Below are 10164 nucleotides of genomic sequence, written 5' to 3'. Positions count from 1 at the left end.
TCTTTTAGTCACATCCTTTTCTTTTTTACCATAAAAATAATGCAGAGCCAGAAACAAAACTCTATTAATTAAACTGAAGTGTAAGATACTAATCGAAACGGATGGCTTTTACTGGAGAAATCTTTGTTATTATATAGGATGGAATTAATAACACCAAGAAACAAATAAATATTGTTCCTAAATTTAAGACTAGTATATGTAAAAGGTTTATGTCAACTGGTGCTACATTTACATAATAGTTTTCTGGATTTAGTTTTATTAATCCAAAGCATTTTTGAATTAATAATAACACAATAGCAATTATATTACCTATTAATAGCCCTCTTACAATAAGGTAAGATGCATTATATAAAAATATTTTTCGGATGTTCCAATTGTTTGCTCCTAGCGCTTTTAGAATTCCAATCATTTGAGTTCTCTCTAAAATTAACACCAACAATGCAACTATCATATTAATGGTTGCAACAATTATCATTACAATTAGAATGATTACGATGTTGAAATCGAAAAGTTTTAGCCATTCAAAAATACTATAATACTTTTCTTCAATGGTTGTGCTATTATATGTAGGAGGAATTTCTTTATAAATTTCTTCTCCTTTTTGTTTTATCTGAGTAAAATCATCTACAAAAACTTCGAAGGAACCTACTTGATCTTCTTTCCATTTATTGATTTTTTGAATGTGACGAATATCACCTAGTATATAGGTAGCATCAAACTCTTGAAAACCTGAATTATAAATTCCAACAATCTTAAAATTACGAAGATTGTATCTACTTCCAGAATCTTTTAAAAAATAGGTTTTGAATTTATCTCCTAATTTTAAATTTAATCTATTGGCAATATATTGAGAAATTAAAACTTCCTCATTTAGATTGCCTTTTAAATTTGGCATTCTTCCTACAATCAAATATTCTTGAAGGTTTTTAAAATCATAATCTTTTCCTACTCCTTTATATAGTATTCCTTCAAAAGAATCTTCTGTATGAATAATCCCAGCTTTACTAGCTGTTGCCTGAATATGACTTATACCGGAAACGTTTTTAAACTTTGGATAAAAATCTTGGTTAATTGAAATAGGTTCTTTTGTAACTTCTGATTGATTGTCGTCATAATTTGAAATAATAACATGCCCATTAAAAGCTGCTACTTTTTCACGAATTTTATTTTGAAGACCTATTCCTGTTGCCACTGAAACTATCATCATAATTATTCCGATTGCAATAGCTGTTATCGCAATTTTTATAATTGGTGAAGAAATACTACTTTTATAACTTTTAGTAGTGATAAGTCTTTTGGAAATAAAATATTCTAAATTCAATTTTTGGCTTTACTTTTGATTTCAAAAATACATCTTAAACACGAAATACACTAATAAAAATTATCCTATATATATAATGAAATATTTTACTTTATTTTTTGGCTTTTTGTTTATTGTTTTTTCATGTGGAAATTCCGTCAAGAATAATGAAGAAAGAGAAAATATTCAAAACAAAATCACCATTGAAGAAAAAGTTATTCTTGAAATAAAAACTGGTTCGGATAATTTTGCACTTTATTTGCCATTACTAAAAGGAAAGAAAGTTGGAGTTGTTACAAATCAAAGCGGAATTTTGACTGACAAGACTCATTTGGTTGATTTTTTACTTTCAAAATCAATTGATGTAAAACGAATATTTGCTCCTGAGCACGGTTTTAGAGGAACAGCTGATGCTGGTGAATTGATTAAAGATGGAAAAGATACTCAAACTAATTTGCCTATAATTTCATTATATGGAAATAACAAAAAACCAAAACCAGAACAATTAGAAGGAATTGATGTTGTGGTTTTCGACTTACAAGATGTTGGTGCACGATTTTACACCTATATATCTTCTCTTCATTATGTAATGGAAGCTTGTGCTGAAAATAATATTCAATTAATTGTTTTAGATAGACCAAATCCAAATGGAGGAATTGTTGATGGCCCAATTTTGGAAAAAGAAAATACCAGTTTTGTGGGAATGCATCAAATTCCTGTTTTGCATGGATTGACAATTGGTGAGTATGCTCAAATGATTAATGGTGAAAATTGGTTGAAAAACAATGTGAAATGTGATTTAAAAGTAATTCCTTGTGTGGACTATGAGAGAAATATGGAATATAATTTACCTGTGAAGCCTTCTCCTAACTTACCAAATGCTCAATCAATAAATCTTTATGCCAGCTTATGTTTTTTTGAAGGCACAAATGTAAGTGTTGGACGTGGAACTGAAAAACAATTTCAAATTTATGGCTCTCCTTTTTTAGCTAAAAGTGATTTTAGTTTTACTCCAAAACCAAATGAAGGAGCAAAAGATCCTGTTTATAATGGGAAAGTTTGCTTTGGAGAAGATTTATCAAAAATTAAAAAAGTAAATCAATTGGAATTGAAATGGTTGTTGAAAGCTTATAATGAAACTTCAGATAAATCAAAATTTTTTAATTCTTTCTTTATAAAATTGGCTGGAACCAAAAAACTACAAGAGCAAATTGAATCAGGTACTTCAGAAAAAGAAATTAGAAAAAGCTGGGAAAATGGTTTAAACGAATTTAAATCTATGAGAAAAAAGTATTTAATTTATAAATAATAAATCATTTCAATTTACTTAATCTATATTTCTATCTTAATATTTGAATTTTGTTTTAATAATTCTTCAATAAAACTGTGCTTATCATTTGGAGAAATGACAATAGATTTTGAATTCTCATAAAAAATTTCAATCCTATCTGAAATTGAGGCTGCTGGAGCACTAAGTAAACTGTCTGTTTTTTTAATTGCCTTTATTTTTGAAATAGAAATATTTTTATTTACAATAAAACCTGAATGAACCTTTAAATTACCTTCAGTAACAATATAATTTGTATCATACAACAAATACATAATAAAAGCGAAGGTAAAAATAAGAATTACAAAAATGACCCAATCCTTTTCTCTAATTCCAATAACAATTGGAGCAATTGAAGAAACTACAAATAAAATTGGTAAAGCAATATCAACTTTTGATTTATATATTTTCATTATAATTAATTTTTTAAGCTTTTTCCAAATTGCAAAATATATCCATTATTATCATAGATTGCAAACTCTCTCATTTGCCAAGGAAAATTTTCTATTTCATAACAAACTTTACAAGTATCTTTTAAGCATTGCCATAGTGCATCAACATTATCTACATTAATATAAAATGAACCTGTAAATTTTGATTTATTAAATGAAGTGTGCTCGTTTGGTTTCGCTAACATAATTTCAACTCCGTTTTTTGATAAAGAAGCCCATTGCCATTCTTCATTATATTCATCACAAGTAAAACCTAAAACATTTTCATAAAAGCCTATAGTTTCTTTTATATCTATAGTCCATAGTATTGGTCTAAGTGTTTTAAAATTAATCATATTATAAAGGTAATTTCTCTTTCATTTTTTCTACAATATTATAAGCTGCTGGACAAATTGGAATATTCTTTAAAGTAATATCTGTAATTTGATTGAATTTTTTTCTGTCAGTGTGCGGAAATTCGCGGCAAGCTTTTGGTCTAACATCATAAATAAAACAAGTATTGTCTGTGTCTAAAAAATTGCATGGAACACTTTGCAACACATAATCATTGTCCTCATCAATTCTTAAATATTGATCAATAAATTGTTGTGGCTTTTGTCTTAAATGTTTTGAAATCCTTTCAATATCTGCTGAAGTAAATAATGGACCTGTAGTTTTACAACAATTAGCACAATCTAAACAATCCGTTTTTTTGAATTCAGCATCGTGTAAATCTTGCATGACATAATCTAAATTCTTTGGCACTTTCTTTTTTAGCTTATCAAAATACTTTTTGTTTTCGATATGCTTATCTTTGGCAAGTTTTGGAAGTTCGTTTAGATTTGGTTTCAAGCTCAAGTTTAATTACAAGTTCAATTACAAAGTTAATCAACTTCTAAAACAAATAATTAAAAAAAAGATGAAAGATTTATTTGGAAAAGCTATTTTAGATTATCAAACCAACAATTCTCCTGAAGATTTAATTACTGAAACTTCAATTTCTGAAGCAGATGAAATGAGTATTGCATATCTATTTAGAAGTTTTAATGAAATGCCAAAAATTGAACAAAAAGCTTTACGATTAGTAAAAGGCAAAGTTTTAGATGTTGGATGTGGTGCTGGAAGTCATGCTCTTTATTTACAGGAAAAAGGTTTTGATGTAACTGCTATTGATATTTCTGAAAATGCTATAAAAGCTTGTGAACTTCGTGGTTTAAAAAACGTAAGTGTAGAAAATATTTTGAGCTTAGATTCTAACAGTAGATATGACACTATTCTCCTTTTAATGAATGGAACCGGAATTTTTGAAACTTTAGAAAATTGTACTAAATATTTATTGAAATTAAAATCACTTTTAAATGAAAACGGTCAAATTTTAATTGATAGTTCTGACATCATTTATATGTTTGATCAAGATGAAGATGGTGCTTATGAAGTTCCAGCAAATCATTATTATGGTGAATTAACTTTTACGGTTCAATATAAAGGTGAAACTGAAGAATCGTTCCCTTGGCTATATATGGATTATAATACCTTACAAAATGCTTGTTTAGCTAATGGATTACAATGTGAATTAATTTTAGAAGGTGACCATTTTGATTATTTGGCAAAAATCTCATTAATTTAATATACACTTAATTAAAACTAAAATATTTTATTTTACGTTTATACTTATAAATATAAACACTATGAAATATTTAAAGTATTTATTTTTCTTTACTTTATTAGTTGCGAACTTAAATTGTTCTAATGATGATAAAGCTTCAGATGAAAATGGCATTAATACATCTGGAAATAAAAAAAACACAGGTAGTAGTGCTCATGGTTTTCTTGCTTCTGACACTTATCAATCTTTAGTTATAGAGATTAGTTATGTTGAAGGTTTTAGACCAAATACACAAACACTTATAAATCTTAAACAATTTTTAGAAAACCTTTTAAATAAACCAAATGGTATTTCTATACTTGAAAAACAAATTCCATTTCCAAGTAAAACTGTCTTTAGCCTTGAAGACATTGCAGAAATTGAAGATGCAAACAGAACCAAATATAATGATTCAGGTATTTTAGCGGTTCATTTATTATATATTAATGGAAATTTTGAGAGTGATACGAGTTCATCTAAAACATTAGGAACAGCTTATTTTAATACTTCAGCGGTTATTTATGAACAAAATATACAAGAATTAAGTGATGCGATAAACGAACCTAACAGAGTTGATTTAGAAACTACAGTTCTTCTTCATGAATTTGGTCATTTATTAGGATTGGTTGATTTGGGTTCTCCAATGCAAAACAATCATTTAGACACAGCTCATGATAAGCATTGCGATAATGAATCTTGTTTAATGTTTTGGAAAGTAGAGAACAACGGTGTTCTTCAAATGATGACTTCAGGAATACCACAACTTGATGCTAATTGTCTACTTGACTTGAAAGCTAATGGTGGAAAATAGCTCCAAAAAACTATAAATAAAAAATCCCAAAACGTTTGTTTTGGGATTTTTTATTTATTTTAATGATGAAAATTACTCCATATATTTCATCATCATACCTTGAAGACCTGCTCCCCATTCTTGCCCAGCTTCCATACTCTTTTTATATAACTCTCCAGCATTTTCAGAAATTTTCTTCCCTACAGGAGATTCATAAAATTTAAGCATAGCTTTTATATCTTCATGAGTGTAAGTTTCCATATAAATTTTAGCAATACTTTCATAAAGAGAAGGCAATGTTGCATCAAACTCTTTAGAAAATTCCTCGTATTTTGCTTCAGGAATCATTGCTTTGATTTGGTCTTTTGCTGCTTCCATTTGAGCTGCTGAACCTGATGCTTTTATAACTTTTATTACATCACTTTTAAATGCATCCTGTGCTATTGAAAGTTGTGTTACAAACAATACAACTACTGCTAAAATAATTTTCTTCATTTTTTGTTAAATTTAATTCTGTAAATATAAGATTTTCAAAAGTATTTCAAAGCATTCTTTAAGGAATATTCAAGTACTTATGGGTTTGTAATGAAACTCTCCATTTAGGATTATTCATTACATAATCCACAATTAAAGGAGTCATTTCTTCTTTTTTACTCCATTCAGGTTGTAGAAACAAAATCGCTTTTGAATTTACTTTTGCTGCTTGTTCTTCTGCAAAAATAAAATCATGTTTATTGTAAATAATAACTTTTAATTCGTTAGCAATAGCATAAGCATCATCAACAGGTAATTTGTTTTTCTTAGGTGAAAGACAAAACCAATCCCAATGACCAGAAACAGGATAAGCTCCAGAAGTTTCAATATGAACGTTTAAATTTTGCTTTTTTAATCTTGAAGTCAAGATAGACATATCCCACATCAAAGGTTCTCCACCAGTAACAACTACTGTTTCTGCATATTTTTTTGCATTCTCAACAATAACATCAGTGTTTGTTGGAGGATGTAATTCTGAGTTCCAACTCTCCTTTACATCACACCAATGACAACCCACATCACAACCACCAATTCTAATAAAATAAGCAGCTGTTCCTGTATGATAACCTTCACCTTGAATGGTGTAAAACTCTTCCATTAATGGAAGCATTTCTCCTTTATCAACTGCTATTTGTGTTTCTTTGTCTAACATTGTTTCTTTAATAGTGAGCAAAGATAATAATTAGTGATTAGTAAATAGTAATTAGCGAATAGTAATTAATGGTTTTTTACTATTTTTGAAAGAAATTGAAATTTTTCGAAACAATTAAAACAATGAAAAAATATTTTATCCAAAAAGAACCTTTTGTTGTTCCAACAACTGATGGAAAGTTAATTGAAGAACATCATGGCATTCCAACAACAGCTAACAAAGATATTTCAATTGCTCATATGATTGCTCCACCCAAATGGAGTGAACCTTTTCAAACTCCAGAATTTGAGGAATATACTTATATCATATCAGGTAAAAAACAATTCATTATTGAAAATGAAATTGTTGTTTTAGAAGCTGGTCAATCTATAAAAATTGAAGCAGATACTAGAGTTCAATATTCTAATCCTTTTGATGAACCTTGTGAATATTTAGCCATTTGTAAACCTGCTTTTGATTTTAATAAAGTGCATCGAGAAGAGTAATAAACTATTTCTCTTCTAAAAGTGCTAAAATTCTCTGTTCAACTGGTTCGGTTTCCCAAATTTCTTCAATGCTTTCCATAGCCAAAATATCTTCCATAATTTCGTTTTGTCTATCACCAATTGCCAGTGCTTCTGAATAAGGTTGATGACTAAACGTAACTCTACTATATAATGGAGTCCATTTATCTGGATGTTTTTCGGAAAACCATTTTTCAATTTTCTTTTGCAATAAAAATTTTGGATCTGCTGTTTTTGTACTCATTTCCATGAAATTTCTATACGATAATTCGGCAATAGCATCAGCATTAGGTTTACGAGAATTTTCATATGCTGTAAAAATAGTTTGCCAATCATCACCATATTTTTCCATTAATTCACTTAAAATCGTAATATCTTCAAAACCTGCATTCATTCCATGACCATAAAAAGGAACAATTGCATGACAAGCATCACCAATTAAAGCTACTTTATCATTGTGTGTCCAAGGGAAACATTTCATGGTAACTAAATAACTCTTTGGATTCTTAAAGAAATCTTTAACTAAATCAGGAATAACTTCTTTTGTTGAAGGAAAGTATTTTGCAAAAAAGTCGACTAGTTTTTTTTCATCATTTAATTGAGCAAATGAATTTTCACCTTCAAAAGGCATAAATAAAGTACAAGTAAAACTTCCATCCAAATTAGGCAAAGCAATTAGCATGAAATTACCTCTTGGCCAAATATGTAATGAATTTTTGTCTAATTTATGTGAACCATCTGCATTTGCTGGAATATTTAACTCTTTATATCCAATTTCTAAAAAATCTTGTGAATAATTGAACATACTTTGACGTTGCATTCTGTGTCGAACTCTAGAAAATGCTCCATCAGAACCAAAAACCATATCATATTTATAATCAGTCCATTCACCTCTTTCTTCTTCACCAATATGAAGAATAGCCTCTGATAAGGAAACATCCCAAACTTTATGCTCAAAGAAAAATTCAACACCTTTTTCTTCAGCTAAATCAATCATTTTTCGATTTAAAACACCACGAGACAAAGAATAAATTGCTTCACCTTCTTTGCCATATTTTTGATAATTAAGTGATTGATCCATATTATGAATAGCACGTTTATCCATTGGAATTCCGATTTTACGAATATCATCTGCAATACCAATGTTTTCTAAAGCTCTCCAACCACGATTTGACATCGCAAGATTGATACTTCTTCCTGAAAATTGAATATTTCTAATATCTGGACTTCTATCATAAACATGAACTATATGTCCTGCCTTTTTGAGATATATTGCTAACAATGAACCTACTAAACCTGCTCCAACAACTGCAATTTTTTTAGAACTCTGCATAATTATTCTTTTCTTATTACAAAAATAACGATTAAAATAGTTTTAAGGTAACTTTTGTCTTCAAATAAAGCAGTTCTTTTTAAAATATTAGTCAAAAACAGAATTTATTTTGTTTAATTATATTTAAATTATGTTAAACAAATTAATTATATTTGAGTTCTAGTTAAATAACATAATTTAAAAAATGGCTCACAAAAAAGTTAATTTACCTCAAAAGATTTGTGCTGTTTGCCAATTGCCTTTTTCTTGGAGAAAAAAATGGGAAAAGAATTGGGATGACGTAAAGTATTGTAGTGAGAAATGTAGAACAAATAAAAAATCCCAACAGTAAAATTCCAAATTCCAATGAATAATCTTGTTTGGTTTAAAAATAACTTAAGAGTTGAAGATAATTCTTCGCTTTTTGAAGCTTGCAAAAATGCAGGAAAAACTATTGCTGTTTTTTGTTTTGATCCAAGACAATTTTCAGAAACAAAATATGGTTTTAAAAAAACAGAAAAATTTAGAGTTAAATTTCTTCTCGAAACCGTTTCAGAATTAAAAGAAAATCTACTTATCAAGAATATTTCACTTTTGATTTATTTCGACAAACCTGAAAATGTATTTCAAAAAATTATTTCTGACTATGAAATTTCTAACATTTTTACACAAAAAGAATGGACAAGTGAAGAAGTCAATGTCAATAACAATATCAAAAGTCAATTTAAAAATGTGAATTTTATTGAAACTTTTGACCAATTTTTATTTCATCCTGATGACATTCCTTATCAAGATTTAAAAGATTTACCTCAAGTTTTTACTGTGTTTAGAAAAGAATGTGAGAAGAAAGTTTCGGTTAGAAAAACTATTTCAATTGAACCCAAAATAAAAGAAAATCTAATTGAAAATAAAACTTCAATTCCAACTTTGGAGAATTTGGGTTATGAAGATTTTGAATTAAATAAAAACACTGCATTTCCATTTAAAGGTGGAGAAAATCAAGCATTAAATCGCATTGAGAATTATTTTTTTGAAACGGAAAATTTGTCCAAATACAAACAAACAAGAAATGGTTTAATTGGAAGTGATTATAGTTCCAAATTATCAGCTTGGTTAGCCAATGGAAGTGTTTCTGCCAAAACAATTTATTGGAAAGTAAAACAATATGAAGAACAAATTGAAGCTAATGAAGATACTTACTGGTTGATTTTTGAACTGATTTGGAGAGATTTTTTCAAATATATTTCCATGAAATTTGGTAATAAAATTTTTCAGATTAATGGTATTTTAAATCACAAATACGATTGGAAATTCAATCAAAAAGCTTTTAAGCAATGGATTTCTGGCAATACTAATGAACCTTTTGTTAATGCAAACATGATTGAATTAGCAGAAACTGGATTTATGAGCAATCGTGGAAGACAAAATGTTGCGAGTTTTTGGGCAAAAGAATGGCAACAAGATTGGAGAATTGCTGCTGCCTATTTTGAAAGCATGCTAATTGATTATGATGTGCATTCTAATTATGGGAATTGGATGTATAATGCTGGTGTTGGAAATGATCCAAGAGATAGAAAATTCAACATTAAACGACAAGCTGAAATGTATGATGAAAACGGTGCATATCAAGATTTGTGGAATAAAAAATAGAACCTGAATCAAGTTCAGGA

General features: G+C 28.5%; 13 protein-coding genes. 6 read left to right on the top strand and 7 right to left on the bottom strand.

Going from position 1 to position 10164, the window contains the following annotated elements; genetic code table 11:
* Positions 1–88 precede the first annotated feature (88 nt).
* Positions 89–1321 (bottom strand): ABC transporter permease, encoded by a 1233-nt coding sequence (locus tag ACFO3U_RS02595; protein WP_379738141.1) that lies wholly within the window; start codon positions 1319–1321, stop codon positions 89–91.
* A 76-nt stretch (positions 1322–1397) separates the two neighbouring features.
* On the opposite strand from ACFO3U_RS02595, the gene ACFO3U_RS02590 reads away from it, so the two are divergent.
* Positions 1398–2609 (top strand): exo-beta-N-acetylmuramidase NamZ family protein, encoded by a 1212-nt coding sequence (locus ACFO3U_RS02590; protein WP_379738139.1) that lies wholly within the window; start codon positions 1398–1400, stop codon positions 2607–2609.
* A gap of 23 nt (positions 2610–2632) precedes the next feature.
* Here ACFO3U_RS02590 and ACFO3U_RS02585 read toward each other — a convergent pair whose 3' ends face one another.
* Genes ACFO3U_RS02585 through ACFO3U_RS02575 form a run of 3 tightly spaced genes read right to left on the bottom strand, consistent with a single transcriptional unit; the run spans position 2633 to position 3910 of the window.
* Positions 2633–3040, bottom strand: coding sequence for a PH domain-containing protein (locus ACFO3U_RS02585; RefSeq protein WP_379738137.1), 408 nt, complete (start codon positions 3038–3040; stop codon positions 2633–2635).
* Positions 3041–3045: 5 nt separating this feature from the next.
* Positions 3046–3414: a bleomycin resistance protein gene (locus tag ACFO3U_RS02580; protein ID WP_379738135.1), complete on the bottom strand. Its 369-nt coding sequence runs from the start codon at positions 3412–3414 to the stop codon at positions 3046–3048.
* A gap of 1 nt (position 3415) precedes the next feature.
* Positions 3416–3910: a YkgJ family cysteine cluster protein gene (locus tag ACFO3U_RS02575; protein WP_379738133.1), complete on the bottom strand. Its 495-nt coding sequence runs from the start codon at positions 3908–3910 to the stop codon at positions 3416–3418.
* A gap of 67 nt (positions 3911–3977) precedes the next feature.
* Here ACFO3U_RS02575 and ACFO3U_RS02570 point away from each other — a divergent pair, with 67 nt between their 5' ends.
* Entirely contained in the window at positions 3978–4685 is a 708-nt protein-coding gene (locus ACFO3U_RS02570) for a class I SAM-dependent methyltransferase (RefSeq protein ID WP_379738131.1), read from the top strand.
* 61 nt (positions 4686–4746) lie between these two features.
* Positions 4747–5514: a membrane metalloprotease gene (locus tag ACFO3U_RS02565; RefSeq protein WP_379738129.1), complete on the top strand. Its 768-nt coding sequence runs from the start codon at positions 4747–4749 to the stop codon at positions 5512–5514.
* Between the two features lie 72 nt (positions 5515–5586).
* Here ACFO3U_RS02565 and ACFO3U_RS02560 read toward each other — a convergent pair whose 3' ends face one another.
* Both ACFO3U_RS02560 and ACFO3U_RS02555 read right to left on the bottom strand, forming a co-directional pair.
* Entirely contained in the window at positions 5587–5988 is a 402-nt protein-coding gene (locus tag ACFO3U_RS02560) for a DUF2059 domain-containing protein (RefSeq protein WP_379738127.1), read from the bottom strand.
* A 58-nt stretch (positions 5989–6046) separates the two neighbouring features.
* A complete protein-coding gene (locus tag ACFO3U_RS02555) occupies positions 6047–6679 on the bottom strand; it encodes a 7-carboxy-7-deazaguanine synthase QueE (protein WP_379738125.1) in 633 nt (210 codons plus the stop codon).
* Between the two features lie 122 nt (positions 6680–6801).
* On the opposite strand from ACFO3U_RS02555, the gene ACFO3U_RS02550 reads away from it, so the two are divergent.
* Positions 6802–7164 (top strand): cupin domain-containing protein, encoded by a 363-nt coding sequence (locus tag ACFO3U_RS02550; RefSeq protein WP_379738123.1) that lies wholly within the window; start codon positions 6802–6804, stop codon positions 7162–7164.
* A 4-nt stretch (positions 7165–7168) separates the two neighbouring features.
* Here the strand turns inward: ACFO3U_RS02550 and ACFO3U_RS02545 are convergent, their stop codons facing one another.
* A complete protein-coding gene (locus ACFO3U_RS02545; protein WP_379738121.1) occupies positions 7169–8515 on the bottom strand; it encodes an FAD-dependent oxidoreductase in 1347 nt (448 codons plus the stop codon).
* Positions 8516–8699: 184 nt separating this feature from the next.
* On the opposite strand from ACFO3U_RS02545, the gene ACFO3U_RS02540 reads away from it, so the two are divergent.
* Together ACFO3U_RS02540 and ACFO3U_RS02535 are read left to right on the top strand one after the other, a co-directional pair.
* A complete protein-coding gene (locus ACFO3U_RS02540) occupies positions 8700–8846 on the top strand; it encodes a DUF2256 domain-containing protein (RefSeq protein ID WP_379738119.1) in 147 nt (48 codons plus the stop codon).
* A gap of 14 nt (positions 8847–8860) precedes the next feature.
* Entirely contained in the window at positions 8861–10144 is a 1284-nt protein-coding gene (locus ACFO3U_RS02535; RefSeq protein ID WP_379738117.1) for a DASH family cryptochrome, read from the top strand.
* Positions 10145–10164 lie beyond the last annotated feature (20 nt).

The sequence above is a fragment of the Flavobacterium ponti genome, from assembly GCF_042652765.1.
GTDB classification, from domain to species: Bacteria; Bacteroidota; Bacteroidia; order Flavobacteriales; family Flavobacteriaceae; genus Flavobacterium; species Flavobacterium ponti.
Note: the sequence above shows the minus strand (reverse complement) of the source record. Positions and strands in the feature narration are given on the sequence as shown.

What these genes read in the sequence shown, in the direction of transcription:
- ACFO3U_RS02555 (WP_379738125.1), bottom strand. Translation starts at nt 6,679, where the DNA reads ATGTTAGACAAAGAAACACAAATAGCAGTTGATAAAGGAGAAATGCTT.
- ACFO3U_RS02550 (WP_379738123.1), top strand. Translation starts at nt 6,802, where the DNA reads ATGAAAAAATATTTTATCCAAAAAGAACCTTTTGTTGTTCCAACAACT.
- ACFO3U_RS02590 (WP_379738139.1), top strand. Translation starts at nt 1,398, where the DNA reads ATGAAATATTTTACTTTATTTTTTGGCTTTTTGTTTATTGTTTTTTCA.
- ACFO3U_RS02535 (WP_379738117.1), top strand. Translation starts at nt 8,861, where the DNA reads ATGAATAATCTTGTTTGGTTTAAAAATAACTTAAGAGTTGAAGATAAT.
- ACFO3U_RS02570 (WP_379738131.1), top strand. Translation starts at nt 3,978, where the DNA reads ATGAAAGATTTATTTGGAAAAGCTATTTTAGATTATCAAACCAACAAT.
- ACFO3U_RS02560 (WP_379738127.1), bottom strand. Translation starts at nt 5,988, where the DNA reads ATGAAGAAAATTATTTTAGCAGTAGTTGTATTGTTTGTAACACAACTT.
- ACFO3U_RS02585 (WP_379738137.1), bottom strand. Translation starts at nt 3,040, where the DNA reads ATGAAAATATATAAATCAAAAGTTGATATTGCTTTACCAATTTTATTT.
- ACFO3U_RS02545 (WP_379738121.1), bottom strand. Translation starts at nt 8,515, where the DNA reads ATGCAGAGTTCTAAAAAAATTGCAGTTGTTGGAGCAGGTTTAGTAGGT.
- ACFO3U_RS02565 (WP_379738129.1), top strand. Translation starts at nt 4,747, where the DNA reads ATGAAATATTTAAAGTATTTATTTTTCTTTACTTTATTAGTTGCGAAC.
- ACFO3U_RS02580 (WP_379738135.1), bottom strand. Translation starts at nt 3,414, where the DNA reads ATGATTAATTTTAAAACACTTAGACCAATACTATGGACTATAGATATA.
- ACFO3U_RS02540 (WP_379738119.1), top strand. Translation starts at nt 8,700, where the DNA reads ATGGCTCACAAAAAAGTTAATTTACCTCAAAAGATTTGTGCTGTTTGC.